This is a genomic window from Streptomyces sp. NPDC051364, assembly GCF_040682115.1.
Classification (GTDB): domain Bacteria; phylum Actinomycetota; class Actinomycetes; order Streptomycetales; family Streptomycetaceae; genus Streptomyces.
Genome location: NZ_JBFBAH010000004.1, coordinates 492,579 through 513,021 on the forward strand (window position 1 = coordinate 492,579; position 20,443 = coordinate 513,021).

A 20,443-nucleotide genomic window follows, 5' to 3' on the forward strand; every position below is an offset into this window, starting at 1 on the left:
CACCACGTAGGGGTCCAGCGGCGAACTCACCTCTCAGTGGCGGCGTCCTACCTCGACAACCAGTCGAACTCCATCCGTTCCAAGATCGGAGTGTGGTCCCCTTGCCGCACGGCGGGCTTGACCGTGATCCCCTTCTTTCCAAGGGCGCACTTCAGGAGCATCCGCTTGTCCGCCATATCCGCCGCTTCCCACGCCTCACGCAAGGTGTCGACCTGCGTGAGGGGCGAGAGGTCTGCCTCCGCGTCCAGTGCCTCAAGGATCGCGGTGGTGCTCTCGATGACGGCGCGCTGCCCTTCGCTCAACTCCTCGAAGCGCTCTTCGTCCATCTTCCCGTACACGTAGAAGTCGTCTTCGAGCTTCTTCACACGCCGCTGGGCCGCCTCAAGGGCCTTCTGAGCCTCGTCCTTCTTCGCCTGCGTCTCTGGGTCCGCGAAGGCGAGCCACCGGCGGGCTATCTCGATGACCACCGGGTCACCAGGTTCAAGGGCCGTGATGTGGTGGACCCAAGCCTGTCCGACCGCGCGGTCGATGCGGTCGGCAAGGGTCACCACTCCCTCGCAGATGGACTTGCCCCGCGTCTGCCGGACCTCACACCGGTAGCGTCCGCCACGGTGACTCATCGAGCCACCACACGACTCAAGCTCCCCCGTGCCCTTCTTGTCCCGTAGCCGCCCGCATCGGTAGCTCCCCGTGCCCAGATACTTCGCTTCCGGCTTCCCCTTCGCCCACCGTTCGTCGGTCCGCTCGGCAATGAGCGCCTTGATTTTGGACCACTCGCCCGGCGTCACGACCCCCTTGCCACACATGACGACTTCGCCCTTCTCATTGCGCAGAGGCTCGCCGTACCCCTCCCAACTGTCCAAGGGGTTGCCGTGCTCGTCCGTCTTGCGCCGCCGGACTGGGACCATGCCCGCGAAAAGCGGGGACTGAGCCAGCTTGCTCACCGCCGTGGGCGACCAGGTGGCACCGCTCCGGGTCCGATACCCCTCCTCATTGAGTTGGTGGGAGGTGTCCTTCGTCGTCCTCTTGTCGAGCAAGAGATCCGCCAGCCTGCGGGCCGTGTCGTACTCGTCGGGATGAGGTTCGACCTTGCCGCTTCCGGGCGCGCTGTAGAGACCGAACGGGGGCCTGCCCGTTCCCCTTCGGCCTTCCGCCTTGTGCGAGTCATGGCCGATCTTCACTCGCTTCGCTATGTCCTTCGCTTCCTCCCTGGCACGTTCACTCAGGATCGCGAAGACCATGCGGCCGCCCTGCGACGAGTCCAGCCCTTCGGAAACGGAGACGAGTCGCGATTGCCGGCGGTCGGTCGTAGATCCCGCCGCGGGCCATGGCCTCACAGGTGTCGGCGGCCATCTGCAGCGCCCCCTCGCCCCCGGTGCGCGCGTGGTGACGCAGCAGGAACTCCAGCACCATGGACGGCGGGAACTTCGACGCCCCGCCGAATCCGCCGCGGACGGCGTCGTACTCCCGCGTCAGCCCGAGCAGCGCCTGCGCCAGTACGCCTCGACTGAAATTCGAGTCGCACTGTGCCCCGCTTCGACTTTCAGTTGCGGCTTTCGCGACCTGCGGCGCGGACATATCCCCCGAGGGCTACCCGGCGCACGGGGTCATCTGCGCCGACCAGAACCGAGTCCAGCGCACGCTGGGAAGAATTCGCGGACGCCCTGACTCTCGGCACAAGTCGGCGCTTCTGCAACCCAGATAGATCTCACCGAGGAGAGCGAGATAATCAAGACCGGCGTCATGGCAGTGGTCAACAAGGCGGAGTCCGTGAAGAAGAGGCGCCGCATTCGCGACCGGCACCAGGACCGAATCCTTGACGGCCTCCCGCACAGCGGGCCGCGGCCCTTCGGCCGGGAAGAGGACCGCAAGACCCTGCGGCCCGACGAGGCGATGTTCCTGACCTGGTCGATCGATGAACGGATCAAGGGCGAGGCCATGCTCCTGGCGAAACTGGCCGAGGAAAAGCCGACTGCGGAAGCGGGCCGACAAAGTTGGCCCAGCTGGAAGAGCAGTGGAACACGGACAAGATCAGTAGCGAACTGGTCTACCGGCCGGCTCCGAAGACAGAGAAGGACGTAAAGGCGCTGCGACGCGAACGCGCACAGTTCGAGTCGGCCTCCCAGGCCGAAAGAAAATCACCGGGCGACGTAATCGAAAGCGACCGGCCGGAGAATACGACCTCGAACAAAAGCGGAAAGCATTGTTCGAGGCATTCGCCGCAATCCAGGTGCGGCCGGGGCGGAAGGGAAACAAGACACCCAACCCCAAGAGGCTTATTCCCATCTGGAATCAATAACCCGAAGGAGAAGTTCAGGGCTGCAATGCACAGATTTAAGGGCCGGGGCATTCGCGAATGCCCCGGCCCTTTGCGGCTTGCTCGTCAGGCAGCGGCAGGCCGTGACCGAGGGAGGACAGCCTGCCTCATGACGCGGTCTGTCGCGCTCTCGACCACGACCCCGGGCGGCCCCGTCACGCCCACATCGCCCATCCGCACACCAATCACCACGAAGTACATTTTCGGACTAGCCATGCCGACGGACAGAACTTCGCGAATCGGTCGATACCTCACATAACGAGGAGCCCCGACTCCATGGCCCGAACGACCGCAAGAGTCCGATTTGGGCAATTGAGCTTGGCCAAAATGATGCCGACCGTGCGTTTGACTCCATGCTCAGAGATACTCAGCGATCGAGCGACTTGCCGGTTACTTGACCCCTCGGCAATGAGGCGCAGTACCTGGTGCTCACGTGCCGTCAGCGCAATCATCGACGCGCGCTTCGAGGTGGCGTCATCACCGGCTTGGTCGGGCGCCGTCAAGGATCGTCGCGCCAGGGTCGCCGACACATGAAATCGTCCAGCCTTCACGTCGACGATCGCTTCGCGCAGGGTCTCGGGGCGAAGATCTGCCCAGTCCAGGAAACCGCTTGCATGATCGACCCAGGATTGCTCAACAACGTCTGCCGAATCTACCAGTATCAGCACATGTATGTTCTGGATGCGCAGCTTTTCAGCGATCTCGCCAGGCACAGACCTCAAAGCATTGCTGTCTGAAATGACCAGCTGGCCGTTGCAGAATGCCGAGAGATCTTCGATATCCGTGATGGATTGCACTGCCGACTGGATGCCGAGCGAACGAAGCATTCCCTCGATGCTGTATCGACGAATGTCGTCTTCGATTATCAGCGCTATCTCAGTCTGCAACAGGGATCGTCCAGCTTGCGGGGAAACTCGTCTGCCAGATACATCAGGTGCCAAATAGTCTACCTGACTGCTGTAGTTTTCGTGATTTCCGCTGCTCGAAATAGGTTGCCAAGTCAACCTATTCTTCACGCTGCTCATATCAGCAGTCCCCCGTTACCCATATCAGCGATTCCCCCGTTCTCTCGCGTTTAAATGTGGAAGGTTTCGACGCTTGATAGATGAGGATGGCACGTAGTGACGGGAACTGTCCACCCCGAACTAGCCAGCGCGTGATGGGCAGTCGGTGGACGGGGAATAGTAAGAGGTGCCTGCCGACCTGCGATGGTGGGAGTTCCTAGGCTTCCACCACGCTCGATCGACAAGGCACCTCTGTAGTGAAAGCTTCACAGGCCCGCGGAACTGTTTGCCGCGTTCGATGACCCCGATCTGATCGCGTATGCCGGGTCTATCCCGACTATCCGGTTGGCCGAGCGGTGCGCTCTGCCCGCCCTGGTGGCCGAGAAGGTGAAACTCGTCGGCGTGGCCAACGGCGCCGGGACGGCCGCCGACGTGAAGGCGCTGTCGATCGTGGGTGGGATGGTGGCTGGGGCGGACAGCATCGACGACCTGGACATGCTGCGCCACGGTGGTCTGTCGCGTCTGTCCGGCTTCGCGCCGACGCGGGAGGAGGCGGCGTGGGCCGCCGAGCGGATGGACTCCGACGGCCATCAGCTCGCGTTCTGCCGTGGCATCCACGACCGCATGAGCGCTGCCCAGCGGGCGGGGCTGCTGCGGCTGCCGGCCGAGCGCGACAGCGACGGCACGATGCAGTAGAACCGGTTGAAGCAGACCGCGCAGGCTCCGACTGCGGTCCGCCGCCGCGGCGGCAGCGGATGCCGGGTATCCCGTCGGCCGCTACGTGGGCCCGTACGAGGCGGCCAAGCAATCGCCGACCCGGTCAACGCGCACGCCCGCCTCGACATCTCCCAGGCATGGGGCGACGGCACCGCCGTAGCGGCGGACGGCACCCACATCGACACCTACATCGTGCTGTTCGCACACTTCATCCGTACAGCACGCACGAACTCTGCATGGAAACCCGACGCGTACGACCCGAAGCTCGACGTCGACTTCACCCTGCTGCGCGGAGGGGATCTGAACATCGTCGGCTTGGACCGGGCCGCACGATGCCGGGTGCGGCCAGGAGCGGTGAGGCGGCGAGCAGCCCCGTGCGCGCGGGCCGGTGTCCGTACCGCGCCGGCGGCGCCCGCGGCGACGACGCGGGCGCCGAGCCGTCAGGCGGGCTGGACGGTGATCGTGCAGAGTCGCTTGGTGGCCCGGGTCAGGGCTACGTACAAGTCCCTTTCCCCACCGGGGCGGGTCGTGATGATTTCCTCGGGGTTCATGACGACGACCCCGTCGAATTCCAGGCCGCGTGCTTCGGACGCCGGCACGATGCGTGCGTGGTGAGCGACGCCCTGGGCCGTCAGCTCACTCACCCTGGTGTCCGCGCAGATCACTCCCAGAAGCTCGCCCGGGTGCGCGGTGCTCTGGGCGCGGAGTTCCTGAACGACGGCGGTGGCCAACCCGTCCGGAGGCGTGGTCACGGTGCGAGGGCTCTCACCGCTTCGCAGTGACCGTGTGGGCTTCTGGTCCGGAGCGATCCGCGTGAGCAGGTCCCGGACGCTCTCCAGAATCTCCTGCGTGGTGCGGTAGCTGACGGTCAGGTTGTGCAGTTTGAACCGCGGTCCGACGTGGGGGCTCAGTGCTTCCTTCCAGTCGCGTGCTGTCGCGACCGGGCCTGCCTGGGCGAAGTCACCCACCAGCGTCATCGCCCTTGCCGGGCAGCGGCGGACGATCATCCGCCACTGCATGGCGGTCAGTTCCTGCGCCTCGTCGACGACGACGTGCCCGTACGTCCGCTCGGGGGGGCCGTCGACCAGGCTCGCCGCCTCGTCCAGCAACGGCACGTCGGCATCGGTCCACGGGGCGTCCTGACCGCGCAGCAGAAGGGACCGCTCCTGCGCGGTCAGGCGGGGCAGGTGCTCGGCGAGGGCGTCGGCGTTCGTCAGGAGCGCCTTCACGAGGTCACCGGGTACCAGCCGCGGCCACAACACCTCGACCGCTCGCTCGACGCCGGCGTCGTCGAGGAGATCGGCTCGGATGGCGTCCAGGTCCAGCTCGTGGGCCGGACCCGCATCGGGCGCGCCTTCGACACGGCGCTGGGCGGCTCCCGTGAACCGGTCGAGGTTGAGGCCCGTCATCCTTTCGGCATCGGCGTCGATCTGCTCCAGGAGGTCGCCCATGTCCCGCTGCATCGCGTCGGTGACGGCGTCGACCAAGAGCTCCTTGAACACCTGGCGCGCGGGGTTGTGCCCCGGGACGGCTGCCACGGCGGCGTCGCGTGCCGTGGCGACTTCCTCGCCGGAGAGGTGGACCAGTTCCTGTCCGACCCGCACGGTGAAGCCACCGGCGGGGGCCTGGTGGACGCGCAGCAGGCCGGCCAAGGCGTCGGCGAGGTCGGAGCTGCCCTTGAGACGCGCCGTATCGAACGGGTCCACCGTGTCCGTGGACACTCCGGCCAGTTCCGGGCAGGTCGCCAGAACGACGTCGTTCTCTCCGAGCGAGGGAAGGACCTGGGAGATGTAGTCGAGGAACCGGGCGTTGGGGCCCACCACCAGGACGCCCTCCTCCGCGGCGCGCGGGAAGGCGTACAGGACATAGGCCGCCCGGTGCAGGGCGACCACCGTCTTGCCGGTGCCGGGCCCGCCCTGTACCACGGTCACCCCGCGGTGGGCGGAGCGGACGATCTCGTCCTGCTCGGTCTGCAGCGTCGCGACGGCCGCGTGCATCCTGCCCGTACGCCGTGCCGACAGGGCCTCGGTCAACGGGCCGTCCCCCACGACGTCCTCGTCGGTCGGGACGGTCCCGTCCAGCAGTTCGTCGCTCACCGAGATGACCGTGCGCTCCGCGAGGCGCAGGTGCCGGCGCCGCCGCAGGTCCATCGGGTGGACCGGTGTCGCCTCGTAGAAGGGCCGCGCCGCGTTCGCGCGCCAGTCCACGAGCAGAGGCAGGTCGTCCTCCTCCGTATGCAGTCCGATCCGCCCGATGCGCAGGGCCGTGCCATCCGTCCAGTCGATGCGCCCGAAGAGCAGCCCCTTTTCGGCGCCCTCCAGCCGGCCGATTTCCTTGGCCAGACGCTCGGCGGCGATTTCCCTCTCGTATGCCTCACCGGCGCTTTCCGCCGGGGCCTTCAGTACACTCGCTCGCTGTACTCGCGCCTCGGAAATCCGCTCGGTGAGCAACTCGTACAAAGAGGACACATAATCCTGCTCCGATTCAACCGCACGCACAGCGGGATCATTCATTTTCGCCAACAGAGGTCTCCTTCGATTCGCGCCAGACCATGAGTCAAAGCACCCAAAAGATGGGCCTTGACCTACTTGGTGAAGTTTTCCGCTGCCGAGCCCTCCCTCGGATGCCGGCGATGTTGTGCAGACAGCCCGTCACACGGTGGATCGAGGCTCGGCGCTGCGCGCCTCTTCGTGGTCCGGCTGCGGTGTCGGGGCCTTCTTCTTTCCGGCAGCAGGCAAGGTGATCAGCAGCACAGCTGCTCCGAGGAGTGCGATGGCCGCGATCCAGCCCGCGCCGACGTGCATGGCATGGATGAACGCATGGTCGGCAGCCTGAGCAAGAGAGGGCTGGTGGATGGTGGCGGCGACGTGGCGGGCCTGTTCGGCGGAGACTCGCGCCTGCTCCTGCACCGGACCGGATGCACCCTCCAGCGAAGGTTCGATCGCGCCTCGGTACATGATCGACATGATCGTGCCGCCTACCGCGATTCCGATCACACTGCCGGTCTGTCGCACGGTGTTGGTGACGGCCGATCCCGCACCGGCCTGATCCAACGGCAGGTCGCTGATCAGTGCGGCCGTAACAGGGCCGATCACCATGCCGATCGAGAGACCCTGTACCAACAACAGGATCTCGATCCAGACGAGTGGCGTCTGGAGTCCGAGGAACCCGTACCCGCCCATGGTCAGCGCGGCCATGGTGAGCGCCGGCACGGCGACGAGGCGGAGCGGCAGGCGGCGGACCAGGCGCGCGGCAAGGGGCGCCCCCACGAGCGCGCCGAGTGCGGTCGGGATATTGGCCAGACCCGCCTTCATCGGCGAAAATGCGAGCGCGCCTTGCAGATAGAACGCGTTGTAGAAGGTGATGGCGGCCACACCGAAGAGCAGCAATCCGAGCGCCACGTTGCCGCCACCGAATGCGCGTTGGGCGAACAGTCGCGGATCAAAGCTGGGCGCCTTGAGGCGCAGTTCGACGAGTACGAAAACGGCCAGCAGGACCAGTCCGACAACGATCGGCGCCCACACGTCGGTGCGACTCCACGCCGCCACCTGCCCCGCCCGGATCAGCCCGTAGGCCAACGCCACGAGCCCACTGATCGACAGCAACATTCCAGCGGGGTCCAGTGGCCGCCGAGTGGGGCTGCGGAAATTCGGAACCAGCACGACGAGCCCGACCAACGCCAATGCCGCGACCGGAACATTGATCAGGAAGACCGAGCCCCACCAGAAGTGATCGAGCAGGAGCCCCGCCAGCACCGGGCCGGCAACCATTCCGACACCGGCCGACGTCGAGAAGATGCCGATCGCGGCGGCCCGCGCGGGGCCGGTAAAGGTCCACATGAGGATGGCCATCATGGCGGGCGTGATCAGCGCGCTGCCCACCCCCATCGCAGCTCGAGCCGCAATCAGCTGGTCCACATCGCTTGCGTACGCCGCCCACAGCGAGGACGCTGCGAAAATCACCAACCCACTGGAAAACACGGTCCGGTGACCGAACCGATCGCCCAATGAGCCTGCAGTGAACATCAATGTGGCGAAGGCCAGGGTGTACGCACCCGTCGCCCATTGCAGCTGACCGGGATCGGCCCCCAGTCCACGGACTGGGTCCGCAAGGGTCTCCAGCGTGGTACTCAGGACGGTGTTTTCTATCCAGATCAGCAGCGAACACAGCATGAGAATGGAAAGAATTAACTGCTGCCTGGGCTTCGGCAATGCGGGAGGTACGGTCATGAACACCTTCGGATATCGATGGGCGGAGACTTGGCCGATGGGAATATAGACAACCTCCACAACACTGTCAAGCTTGGATTTCTCGCCAAAACTGTTGCGGCCGGACGAACTGTATGCCTCTGCTGGATTTGCAGACCGAGCAGATTTGTGCCTCTGGCGGATTTGCGAGTTGAGGATTTCACTTCCGGATGGTTGCGACTGAGCGGATTTCATGTCTCCAGAGCTGTCGCCCCGCGTCGCCCGTGGGCGCCTCGGGCAAGGGTGCCGCGTTCGCGCAGTTTGTCCAGCACGGTCGTATGGCTGTGCGTCCGGCACCAGGCGCCGCGGGACACCGCCGAAGAAGCGGAACGCGATCGGCCCTCCTCAACCCGGGCAGCGGCATGCTCTTGGGGAACTCGACCGATTCTCTGGGAAGGCTCTAGTTCGAGCTTGGCCAGCCGCATGATCGGCGTCAGCGTCCCGCTGGGGAGTCGTGACCACAGGGGTGGGGAATTGGCTGACGCCGATCATGCGGATCGTGGGGAATTCGGGGAATTACCTGACCGTCGACACGGGGTCGTGCCGCACATAGCGGCGGACCGCGTGAACGTCGTCGAATGTACGCACGCCGCGCTTTTTCAGGGCTGTCATGCGTTTTCGGCTTTCATGTGTTTTCGGCTGTCATGTGTCCTCGAATCTGACGGTTCGGATATCAGTGGCCGCTGAGCGAATCGAGCCAGCGCCGCAGGTGCGCGGCGGTCTCTGCCACCTGTTCCTCGATGATCGAGAAGTGATCTGCCTCGATGTACTCGGCCGGTCCACGGTGTTGCCAGTCGGGGACGGGGTCGACGTCCCCGAAGCTGCTCAGCGTCACGGTGGCCCGCAGATTCAGCGTCGGCGCGGCGATCGGCTCGGCCTCGCGCTCGGGGTATATCCGCACGTAGCCGCCCATGGAGACCAGGCCGTGGTCGTCGACGGGGGTCAGTGCGTTGTCCCGGGCCAGGATCTGCCCCAGCGCGTTGGTGAGCACGAGGCGGTTGAGTTCGTGCTCTTCCGGGGAGTAGGTGTCGATCATCGCGACGCCCGCGAGCTCAACGCCGTCGTCCTCGAGCCGCCGGGCGACCGCATGGGCGAGCGCACCACCGGCCGAATAGCCGATGAGCGCCACCGGGCCTCGCTCGAGTTCCGATGCGACGGCCGCGGCGAGGCTCCCGATCGCCGCCGCCCATGTCGCCGGCAGGTCGTCGCCCGCGCGCATACCGGGCAGCCGCAACGCACTGACCTGCCGCTCGCCACCCAGTTCGCGAGCCAGGCGGGCGAACTGGTGCGGGCCCGATCCCGCCAGGAACGAGGGGATGCAGATCAGTGCCGGTGCCGCGGCGCCGCGCGCCAGGAGCTGCGCCGCCGGGCGCTGTGCGGCGGCCTCGTCGGCGGAGTACGTGGTCATCAGGGCCGAGCTCGCGATCAGCAGGGGCATCGCCCCTGCCAGCTCACCGCGGCGATGCGCCGCCGACACCAGGTCGGTGATCGTGCCGCGCACGCCGGCCGGTGCCTGCTCGACCACGCCGGTGTCGGATTCCTCGATCAGCGATCGCACCAGCTTCGCCACATCGGCGGCGGTCGGGTGGTCGAAGATCAGCGTCGACGGCAACGTCAGCCCGGTCAGCTGTGCGAGCCGGTTCCGGAATTCGACGGCACCGAGGGAGTCGAAACCGAGCTCGGTGAACGGCGCGTGCGGGTCGATCGCGTCGCCGGACAGGTGGCCGAGGACCGCCGAGGCGACGTTGCGCACCTCTCGCAGGATCACACCGTCACGGTCGGCGTCAGGCAGTGCGGCCAGCTGCCGCGCCAGGCTGACACCGGTGCTCGCGGCGGCCTGGGGAACCCGGACCATGCCGCGCAGAACCGCGGGCAGTGTGCCGCCGCGCGCCAGGTCGGTGAGCGCCGCCGTGTCCAGCAGTGCCGTCATCGGTGTCGCCCGATCGGTCGCGAGGGCGTTGTCGAACAGCGCCGTCCCGGACTCCGGGTCGATCGGGACCAGGCCCAGCCTGGCCCGGATCTGGCGGGCGTACTGCTCGGCGCCGTCCCCGCTGAGTATCCCTGCCATGCCGACGGTCCACAGTCCCCAGGCCAGCGAGTGCGCGGGCAGGCCCGCGCTGCGCCGCACGCGTGCCAGCGCGTCCAGCGCGCTGTTCGCGGCGGCGTAGTTGCCCTGTCCTTGCCCGCCGAGCAACGGCGCCGCGGACGAGAACAGCACGAACGCCGACAGATCCAGGTCGCGGGTCAGCTCGTGCAGGTGCAGTGCCGCGTCGACCTTCGGTGCCAGCACCCGTGTCGTCTGCGCGGTGGTGAGGGTGTCGATCGTGCCGTCGTCCAGAACGCCCGCCGCGTGGATGACGGCGGTCAGCGGGGCGTCGGTGTCGATGCCGGCCAGCAGGGCTTGGACGGCGGTGCGTTCGGTGACGTCGCACGCCACGACCCGGACGTGGGCGCCGAGGTCGGTCAGCTCGGCGACCAGTTCGGCGGCGCCGTCCGCGGCGGCACCGCGCCGCGATGTCAGCAGCAGTCGTCGTGCGCCGTGCGCTGCGACCAGGTGTCGGGCGACGATCGCGCCGATGCCGCCGGTGCCGCCGGTGATGAGCACCGTGCCGTGGTCGAACGACAGTGGCGCGCCCGGTTCGGTGGCGGACAGCGGCTGCAGTCGCGGTGCCAGGAGCCGACCCCCACGAACGGCCACGTACGGTTCGTCCTGGGCCACGGCATCGGCGAGCGACGTGATCGGCAGGGCGTCGCTGTCGTGGTCGATGAGCAGGAACCGGCCCGGGTGCTCGGACTGTGCGCTGCGCACCAGGCCCGCCACGGCGGCTCCGACCAGATCGGGTTCCTCGCCGGGCAGTCCGGCGGCCGTGTGCGTCACGATCGCGAGCCGGCCGGGATGCTCGGCGCCTATCCAGCCCTGCAACAGTGCGAGCGTCGCCAGCACGCCGGCGTGTACGTCCGCCGCGCCGGCACCGGTTCCGCGGGGCGCCGACCACACCACCGTGTCGGGAACATCCCGCAGCACGGCGAGTTCCGCGAGATCGACACAGCGTGTCGGGGGCTCGGGGGCCTCGACTGTCGCCGGGTCGCCGAGCACGACGACGCGTCCGGCGTCCGCCTTGGAGGCAGCGGGCACGGCGACCCACTCGAGGTCGAACAGCGGTGCCGCGCCGCGCAGCCGGGCCAGCTCCTGCTGCTCGATCGGGCGGGCCCGCACCGACTCCATGCTCAGAACGAGGGCACCGGTCGCGTCGACCGCCTCCACGCACAAGGTGTTCGGTGCGGTGCGGGCGATGCGGACGCGCAAGGCACCCACGCCGGACTGTGCCAGCTGAACGCCGTCGAAGGCGAAAGGCAGTGGCACCCGGCCGTCGGGCCCGCCCTCGGCGAGAGGATCGACAGCCGCGTGGAACACCGCGTCCAGCAGTGCCGGATGCAGTCCGAAGGCGGTGGCGCGCTCTGCGGTGGCGGTGTCGAGCGCCAGGTCGGCGAACACTTCCTCCCCGCGCGACCACGCGGCGCGAACACCCTGGAACACCGGGCCGTACCCGAAGCCGAGGTCGCCGAGTGCGCGGTACACCTGCTGCCCGTCGACCGGATCGCCCGCAACCGGAGGCCACACCTGGGACCAGCCCGGCGCCGCGGTCGGCGCGGCGGGCGTGAGCAGGCCACGGGCGTGCAGCACCCAGGCGTCGGCGGCGCGGGCGTGGACGGCCACGGTCCGGTGCCCATCGGCGTCGGGTTCACCCACAGCGAGCTGAATGTCCGCGGCACCGTCGGGCGTGAGAACCAGCGGCTCCGCGAGCACCAGTTCCGCCAGGCGCGGCACGCCGAGCCGGGCACCAGCGGCCAGAGCCATTTCCACGAATCCGGTGCCTGGCATCAAGACCGCGCCGAAGACGGCGTGGTCGGCGAGCCATGGGTGTGTGCGCAGCGAGAGCCTGCCGGTGAACAGCCACTCGTCCTTGCCGGCGAGCTGTACCTGGGCGTGCAGCAGCGGATGGTCGACGGAGTCGGCACCGGCGAGCGGCGCAGCGGCCTCCGCGGGCAGCAGCCAGAATCGTTCGTGCTGGAAGGGATAGGTGGGCAACGTGATCCGTGCCTGCGGTCGGGCTCCGAAGTAGGCCGCCCACCGCACCGGCCGGCCCGCACAGTGCGCGGTTGCCAGCGCGGTGACCAGCTGCTCGGGTTCGGCGACCGTGCGACGGGATCCCGCGACCACCGACGTGCGCGCTGCGAGGTCTGCCGGCAGAGCGGCGCGGGTCATGGTCGTCAGCACCGCGTCCGGGCCCAGCTCGACGAACAGGCGTACACCCGAATCGAGCAGTGACTGCACCGCCGGGGCGAAGCGCACTGCCTCACGCACCTGCCGTACCCAGTACTCGGGCGTACCCAACGAATCGCCGGCGAATGCGCCGGAGACCGTGGAGCACAGAGGTATGCGCGGCTCGTGGTACATCAGGCCCGCGGCGGTCTCCGCGAACTCGGTCAGCATCGGATCCATCAAGGCGGAGTGGAACGCGTGGCTCACCCGCAGCCTGCTGGTCTTGACGCCCTCGGCCACCAGCCTCGACTCGAGCGCCGATATCGCCTCCGTGCTTCCGGAGAAGACCACCGCGTCGGGAGCGTTCACAGCGGCCAGCGAGACCGCGCCGGCGGCCGGATCGGCATGACCCGCCGCCAGCAGCTCCACGGCCCGCCCCTCCGGCACCGCGGCGGCCAGCATGCTCCCGCCCGTCGGCAGCGCCCCCATCAACCGGCCCCGGGCCGCGACGAGTCTGCACGCGTCCGGCAACGACCACACACCGGCCACGTACGCCGCGGCCAGCTCGCCGATCGAATGCCCGGCCACCACGTCCGGCGTCACGCCCAACGACTCGACGAGGCGGTACATCGCCACCTCGAACGCGAACAACGCGGGCTGGGCGTACTCGGTGCGGTCCAGCAGGGTCTCGGCGGTCGCGCCGCTCTCGGCGGCCGGCGCGTCGGGCTCACTCGCCTCCTGCCCGATGCCGGTGTGCTGCGCGCCGAACATCACGTCCCGCAGCGAATGCCCCAGGTGTGCGTCGAATTCCGCGCACACCTCGTCGAGCGCGGCGGCGAAGGCCGGGAACGCCCGGTACAGCCCAGCGCCCATCCCGATCCGCTGCGCGCCCTGACCGGTGAACAGGAACGCTGTCGTGCCCGTCCGACCAGCGCCGCCGGCGATGCCCGGTCCCGGCTCGTCGGCTGCCAGGCGCGCCAGGGCCGCCAGCAGCGTCTCCCGGTCCGGGCCCACGACGGCGGCGCGCTGCTCGAGCTGCGCGCGGTGCAGCGCCAGCGTCACCGCGACGTCGGTCAGGTCGAGCTCCGGACGTTCGTGCAGCGCGTCGTACAGACGGCGCGCCTGGCTCCGCAGCGCGTCGGGCGTCCGCGCGGACAGCAGCAACGGCAAGGCCGCCGGGCGCGGTGGATCGACCGGCCGCGGCGGGACCGCGGGCGCCTCTTCGAGGATCACGTGCGCATTGGTCCCGCTGATCCCGAACGACGACACTCCCGCCCGGCGCGGACGGTCCCCGACCGGCCACGGCTCGGCCTCGGTCAGGATCTGCACCGCGCCCGCCGACCACTCCACGTGCGGCGACGGCGCGTCGACGTGCAGGGTGGGCGGCAACACCTCGTGCCGCAGCGCCTGCACCATCTTGATCACACCGCCGACGCCGGCAGCCGCCTGCGTGTGCCCGATGTTCGACTTCAACGACCCGATCCGCAGCGGCTCGGCGCGATCCTGTCCGTAGGCGTTGATCAGCGCCTGCGCCTCGATCGGGTCACCCAGCGTGGTGCCGGTGCCGTGCGCCTCCACCGCGTCCACCTCGGCCGCGGCCACCCCTGCGTTGACCAGCGCCTGCGCGATCACCCGCTCCTGGGAGGGACCGTTCGGTGCGGTCAAGCCGTTGCTCGCACCGTCCTGGTTGATCGCGCTGCCGCGGATCACGGCCAGCACCGGGCGCCCGTTGCGCTGCGCGTCGGACAACCGCTCGAGGGCGAGCATGCCGACGCCCTCGGCCCACGAGACGCCGTCCGCGGCACTCGAGAACGCCTTGCAGCGCCCGTCCGGTGACAGCGCCCGCTGCCGGGAGAACTCCACGAACAGCAGCGGGGTCGACATGACCGTCACCCCGCCGACCAGGACCAGCGACGACTCCCCGGCGCGCAGTGCCTGCACCGCCAGATGCAGGGCCACCAGCGACGACGAGCACGCCGTGTCCACCGTCACCGCGGGTCCTTCCAGACCGAGGGCGTAGGACACCCGGCCGGAGACGACGCTGCCGGCCGCTCCGGTCGCCAGATAGCCTTCCGCGGCACCGTCGGCGGCATCGCGCGCCGAGTAGCCGTAGTCCTGGTACATGACGCCCGCGTACATCCCGGTATCGCTGCCCCGCAGTGAGGTCGGATCGATACCGGCGTCCTCGAGCGCCTCCCAGGACGCCTCGAGCATCAACCGCTGCTGCGGGTCCATCGCCGCTGCCTCACGGGGCCCGATTCCGAAGAAGGCGGCATCGAAGTCACCTGCGGCGTGCAGGAACCCGCCTTCTCGGGTGTAGATCTTGCCGGGTTTGCCGGGGTCGGTGTCGTACAGGTGGTCGAGGTCCCAGCCGCGGTCGCCCGGGATCGGGGCGATCGCGTCGACGCGCCCCTCGATCAGTTCCCAGAGCTGGTCGGGATTCTCGACGCCGCCGGGATACCGGCAGCTCATGCCGACGATCGCGATCGGCTCGTCGGCCCTGGCCTTGGCACTGGTCGAGGCGCGGCGCGGTCGCGCCGGCTCCGAACCGTCGACCCTGGTGCGCAGGAAGCCCGCGACAGCGGCGGCGGTCGGATAGTCGAACACCAGCGTGGACGGAAGCTGAACACCTGTGGCGGCGGTCACCCGGTTGCGGAACTCGACTCCGCCGAGCGAGTCGAAGCCCAGATCTGTGAACGGTGTCTCGGGGTCGATGGCGTCGGCCGACTCGTGGCCGAGGACCGCGGCGGCGATCGCGCGGACCTCGTTGCGGATCAGCGCCTCCCACTGATCGGCGGGGGCGTCGAGCAACCGCTGGCGCAACGGGCTGTCGGCGACCTGGCCGCGCGGCGGTACGTGAATCAGGCCGCGCAGCAGCGCGGGCAGCGTGCCGAGCCGGCCCAGCGCGGTGAGGGCGGGTGTGTCGAGCAGCGCGGTCATCAGCATCGGTTCGCCGGTGGTCAACGCGTTGTCGAACATCTGCATGCCGGTGTCCGGCTCGATCGGGGACAGACCGAGACGCGTGCGGATCTGACGCACCAGGTGTTCGGCACCCGGGTCGTTCAATGCCTCGGCCATGCCGCGCTTCCACAGCCCCCAGGCCAGCGAATGCGCGGGCAGACCGGCGCTGCGGCGCGCCTGGGCGAGCGCGTCCATCGCCGCGTTCGCGGCCGCGTAGTTGCCCTGGCCCTGCCCGCCGAGCAGCGGCCCGGCGGAGGAGAACAGCACGAACGCCGACAGGTCCATGTCGCGGGTGAGCTCGTGCAGGTGCCAGGCGGCATCGACCTTCGGGGCGAGCACCCGGTCCACCTGCTCGGCGGTGAGGGTTTCGATGGTGCCGTCGTCGACCACGCCCGCGGTGTGCACGACAGCGGTCACCGGTTCGTGCGCCGGTACGGATTCCAGCAGCGCCGCGACCGCGGCGCGATCGCTGACGTCGCACGCGGCAACGCGTACGTCGGCGCCCAGCGCGGTCAGCTCGGTGACCAGCTCCTCGACACCCGGCGCGTCGAAGCCGCGGCGCGAGGCGAGCAACAGGCTGCGCACCCCGTGCCGGGTGACCAGGTGGCGTGCGGTGACGGCGCCCAGTCCGCCTGCGCCGCCGGTGATCAGGACCGTGCCGTCACCGAAGTGCCCGCCGGCCGGTTCGCGGGTGGTCGCACGAATCAGCCGCGGTGCCAGCGTGGCGCCGCCGCGGACCGCGAGCTGTGGTTCGTCCGCGGCGACCGCGGCGGCGATCCGCCGGTGCAGGTCCGCGAGGTCGTTGTCGTCGAGGTCGACCTGCACGATGCGCCCCGGGTATTCCGATTGCGCACTGCGTACCAGGCCGCGGACGGCCGCTGCCGCGGGGTCCGGCGTCTCACCGGGCAGACCTGCCCCATTGCGGGTCAGCACGATCAGCGTCGAGTCGGCGCAGCCCGGTTCGGTGAGCCAGTCGCGCAGCACCGCGAGGGCGTTGTGCACGGCGGTGCGGATCGTCGCGGGGACGTCGTCGCCGTCCGCCGACGCCGTTTCGGGCGACCAGACGACAGCCGCGCCGGTGTGGCCCCCGCCTGTCGCGAACGCCGCGACGTCCTCGAACGTATCGGCGCAGCCTGCGACGGGTCGACCCAGTGCGACCAGCTGCCGATCCGACACCGCAGGCGCCGTCACCGGCGTCCAGTCGACGGCGTAGAGCGGGCTGCGGGCACCGGCGAGAGCGGTCGCGTCCGCGGGGCGGGCGAGCACGGCGTCGATCGACAGCACCGCGGCGCCGGTGGCGTCGCAGGCGTCGATGCGCACCTTCTCGGAACCCGAACGGATGATGCGGGCGCGGACCGCGGTGGCGCCGTGCCGGAACACACGGACGCCGTTGAAGGAGAACGGAAGCGGCAGCCTGCCGTCGGGGAGGTCGTCGGCGAGCACGTCGATGGCAGCGTGGAAGGTCGCGTCCAGGAGCGCCGGGTGCACCCCGAAGCCCGCCGCCCGGCCCGCTGTCGCCTCGCCCAGGGTCACCTCGGCGAACACGTCGTCACCACTGGTCCAGGCGGCGCGCACGTCCTGGAAGCTCGGGCCGTAGCCGAATCCCAGGTCGGCGAGCCGGTCGTACAGACGCGTTCCGTCGATCGGCGTGCCGTCGGCCGGCGGCCAGTCGGGGTCGGTCCAGGCCGGCGTCATGCCGTCGGCGGGGGCGAGGGTGCCGGTGGCATGCAGCGTCCAGTCCGGCTCGCCCGGGTTGGACCCCGCGGTGCCGGTGACGGCACGCGAGTGGATCGACAGGCGCCGACGGCCGGTGTGGTCGGGCTCGGTCACCGAGACCTGCACGTCCACGGCAGCGGCACCCTCGAACAGCAGCGGCGTCTCCAGGACGAGTTCGTCCACGACGGGCAGTTCCAGGCGGCGACCCGCGGCCAGCGCGAGATCCACGAACCCGGTGCCGGGCAGAAGCACCGCTCCGAAGGCCGTGTGGTCGGCGATCCACGGCTGGTCGGTGGTGGAGAGCCTGCCGCTGAACAGCCATTCGTCGCGACCGGCGAGCGGCGCGGCGACGCGCAGCATCGGATGGTCGAGCGTGGAGAGACCAGCGCGGCCCATGTCACCGAGCGCGTCATCGTCGGGCTGCACCCAGTAACGGCGCTGCTGGAAAGCGTAGACGGGCAGGTCGAGGTGGGTGGCCGGCCTTCCTGGTGACAGCAGCGCCCAGTCGACGGTCATGCCCGAGCAGTGGGCGGCGGCGAGCAACCGCAGGAACTGGTCGACCTCGTCGACGCCGCGCCGTGACCCCGCCGCGACCAGCGAGCGGGACGCCACCTCGTCGGTCAGCGTCTGGCGGGTCAGCGCCGCCAGCACCGCGTCCGGACCCACCTCGACGAACCGGCGCACGCCCGCGTCGACGAGTGACTGCACCGCCGGGGCGAACCGCACGGCCTCGCGCACCTGCCGCACCCAGTACTGCGGCGTCAGCAGCTCGGGGCCGGCCGGCTCCCCGGACACCGTGGAGCACACACCCATGCGTGGCGTCCGGTACACCACCGATCCGGCGACCTGCTCGTACTCGGCAAGCATCGGCTCCATCAACGCCGAGTGGAAGGCGTGACTGACCGTCAGCCGGGTCGTCTTCACACCCTCGCCCGCCAGCTGGTCCTCCAGTGCGACGATCGCCGCCGTCTCGCCCGAGAACACCACCGCCGCGGGCGCGTTCACGGCCGCCAACGAGACCGTCCCGGCCGCGAGCAGTTCCCGCGCCCGCTCCTCCGGCACCGCGGCGGCGAGCATCGCTCCATCGGTCGGCAGCGCGCCCATCAGTCGACCGCGGGCGGCAACGAGCCGGCACGCGTCGGCCAGCGACCACACCTCGGCCACATAGGCCGCGGCCAGCTCACCGATCGAATGCCCGACCACCACGTCCGGGGTCACGCCGAACGACTCCAGGAGGCGGTACAGCGCCACCTCGAACGCGAACAGCGCAGGCTGCGTGAGTTCCGTCCGGTCGAGCAGGGCCTTGCGCTCCGTGTCGCCGACGCTGTCCCCGGCACCACCGGTCCCGCCGAACATGACCTCGCGCAGCGATACCCCCAGCAGGGCGTCGAATTCCGCGCACACCTCGTCGAGGGCAGCGGCGAACACGGGGAACGCGGCGGCCAGCCCCGCGCCCATACCAAGGCGTTGCGCGCCCTGACCGGTGAACAGGAAGGCCGTCTCGCCGGTGGTGGCGACACCCGACACCACATGCGGGGATGCCGAACCCGCGGCCAGGGCCGTGAGGCCGGCGAGCAGACCGGCCCGGTCGGCGCCGAGCACCGCGCCGCGCCGACCCAGCTGAGCGCGCGCGGCGGTCAGGACGGCAGCGACATCGGCGTCATCCGCCTCGGGGTGGTCGGCGAGCCAGGCCAGCAGCCGGGTCGCCTGTGCCTGCAGCGCGGTCTGCGACTTGGCCGAGAGCAACCACGGTGCCGGCAGCGTCGGTTGGCCCGACTCCGACTGTCGTACAGCGGCGTCCGGCCCTGTCACCGGTTCGGCAGCACGCTCGCGCGGCGCCTCTTCGAGGATCACGTGAGCGTTGGTCCCGCTGATCCCGAAGGACGACACACCCGTCCGACGCGGACGATCGAGCTCCGGCCACTGCCGGGCCTGCGTCAGCAGTTTCACCGTGTCCGCCGACCAGTCGACCTCGGGGGTCGGCTCGTCCACGTGCAGGGTCGAGGGCATGACCCCCTTGCGCATCGCCATGACCATCTTGATCACGCCCGCGACACCCGCCGCGGCCTGCGTGTGACCGATGTTCGACTTGAGAGAACCCAACCACAACGGGTTGTCGTCCCCGCGGGCCTGGCCGTAGGCGGACACCAGCGCCCGCGCCTCGATCGGATCACCCAGCCGCGTACCCGTACCGTGCGCCTCCACGGCATCCACCTCGGACGGCGACAGCCGCGCGTTGGCCAGCGCGGCCCGGATGACCCGCTCCTGGGAAGGCCCGTTCGGCGCGGTCAGCTGGCTGCTCGTACCGTCCTGGTTCACCGCGGAACCACGGATCACCGCCAGCACCCGGTGCCCGCTGCGCTCCGCGTCCGACAGCCGCTCCAGCACCAGCACGCCCACGCCCTCGGCCCAGCCCGTGCCGTCCGCCGACGACGAGAACGCCTTGCACCGCCCGTCCGGCGACAGCCCGCGCTGCCGGGAGAACTCCACGAACGTGCCCGGTGTCGCCATCACCGTCACACCACCGGCGAGCGCCATCGAGCACTCACCCTGACGCAGCGACTGAGCAGCGAGGTGGAGCGCGACGAGCGAGGACGAACACGCGGTGTCGACCGTCACCGCCGGCCCCTCCAAGCCGAAGGTGTAGGACAGACGACCCGACGCGACGCTGCCCGCGCTTCCGGTCAGCAGGTAGCCCTCGAAGTCCTCGGGCGCCTGGGGGATCCGGGAGCCGTAGTCGTCGTACATGACGCCCATGTACACCCCGGTACGGGTGCCCCTCAGCGCGGTCGGGGCGATGCCCGCGTGTTCGAAGGCCTCCCAACCCGTCTCCAGCAGCAAGCGCTGCTGGGGATCCATCGCCGCCGCCTCGCGAGGACTGATGCCGAAGAACTCGGCGTCGAACCGGTCCGCCTCGTACAGGAAGCCGCCTTCGCGGGCGTACGAGGTCCCGAGGTGGTCGGGGTCCGGGTGGTACAGGTTCTCCAGGTCCCAGTCGCGGCCCTCCGGGAAGGGACCGACCGCGTCACGTTCGGCGCTCAGCAGCGCCCACAGGTCGTCCGGGGAGGCAATACCGCCCGGGAGCCGGCACGCCATGCCCACGATCGCGATCGGCTCGTGTGCGCGCTCCTCCAGATCCTGCACACGCTGACGGCTCTCCCGCAGGTCGACCGTTGCCCGCTTGAGGTAGTCGCGAAGTTTCTGCTCGTTGTCCATG

7 protein-coding genes and 1 pseudogene are annotated in these 20,443 nt (G+C 69.4%); 2 read left to right on the top strand and 6 right to left on the bottom strand.

Annotated elements, in window-relative coordinates; genetic code table 11:
* Positions 1-47: 47 nt before the first annotated feature.
* A complete protein-coding gene (locus AB0M76_RS12025; protein ID WP_365952735.1) occupies positions 48-1,241 on the bottom strand; it encodes a recombinase family protein in 1,194 nt (397 codons plus the stop codon).
* A gap of 61 nt (positions 1,242-1,302) precedes the next feature.
* Positions 1,303-1,497: pseudogene (locus AB0M76_RS12030) on the bottom strand (hypothetical protein); the annotation flags it as partial.
* A 246-nt stretch (positions 1,498-1,743) separates the two neighbouring features.
* On the opposite strand from AB0M76_RS12030, the gene AB0M76_RS12035 reads away from it, so the two are divergent.
* A complete protein-coding gene (locus AB0M76_RS12035) occupies positions 1,744-2,082 on the top strand; it encodes a hypothetical protein (protein WP_365952736.1) in 339 nt (112 codons plus the stop codon).
* Between the two features lie 486 nt (positions 2,083-2,568).
* On the opposite strand, the gene AB0M76_RS12040 is transcribed toward AB0M76_RS12035, so the two are convergent.
* A complete protein-coding gene (locus tag AB0M76_RS12040; protein WP_365952737.1) occupies positions 2,569-3,342 on the bottom strand; it encodes a response regulator transcription factor in 774 nt (257 codons plus the stop codon).
* 354 nt (positions 3,343-3,696) lie between these two features.
* Between AB0M76_RS12040 and AB0M76_RS12045 the strand changes: the two genes are divergently transcribed.
* Positions 3,697-4,017, top strand: a complete 321-nt coding sequence (locus AB0M76_RS12045) for a hypothetical protein (protein WP_365952738.1) — start codon at positions 3,697-3,699, stop codon at positions 4,015-4,017.
* A 461-nt stretch (positions 4,018-4,478) separates the two neighbouring features.
* Here the strand turns inward: AB0M76_RS12045 and AB0M76_RS12050 are convergent, their stop codons facing one another.
* The 3 genes from AB0M76_RS12050 to AB0M76_RS12060 all read right to left on the bottom strand — a co-directional run bounded on the left by AB0M76_RS12050 (position 4,479) and on the right by AB0M76_RS12060 (position 20,442).
* Positions 4,479-6,506: an ATP-dependent DNA helicase gene (locus tag AB0M76_RS12050; RefSeq protein ID WP_365952739.1), complete on the bottom strand. Its 2,028-nt coding sequence runs from the start codon at positions 6,504-6,506 to the stop codon at positions 4,479-4,481.
* A gap of 183 nt (positions 6,507-6,689) precedes the next feature.
* Positions 6,690-8,480: an MFS transporter gene (locus AB0M76_RS12055; protein WP_365952740.1), complete on the bottom strand. Its 1,791-nt coding sequence runs from the start codon at positions 8,478-8,480 to the stop codon at positions 6,690-6,692.
* 478 nt (positions 8,481-8,958) lie between these two features.
* Positions 8,959-20,442 carry a type I polyketide synthase gene (locus AB0M76_RS12060; protein ID WP_365952741.1) on the bottom strand — a complete coding sequence of 3,828 codons (11,484 nt, stop codon included), beginning with the start codon at positions 20,440-20,442 and terminating at the stop codon, positions 8,959-8,961.
* Between the last annotated feature and the right edge of the window lies 1 nt (position 20,443).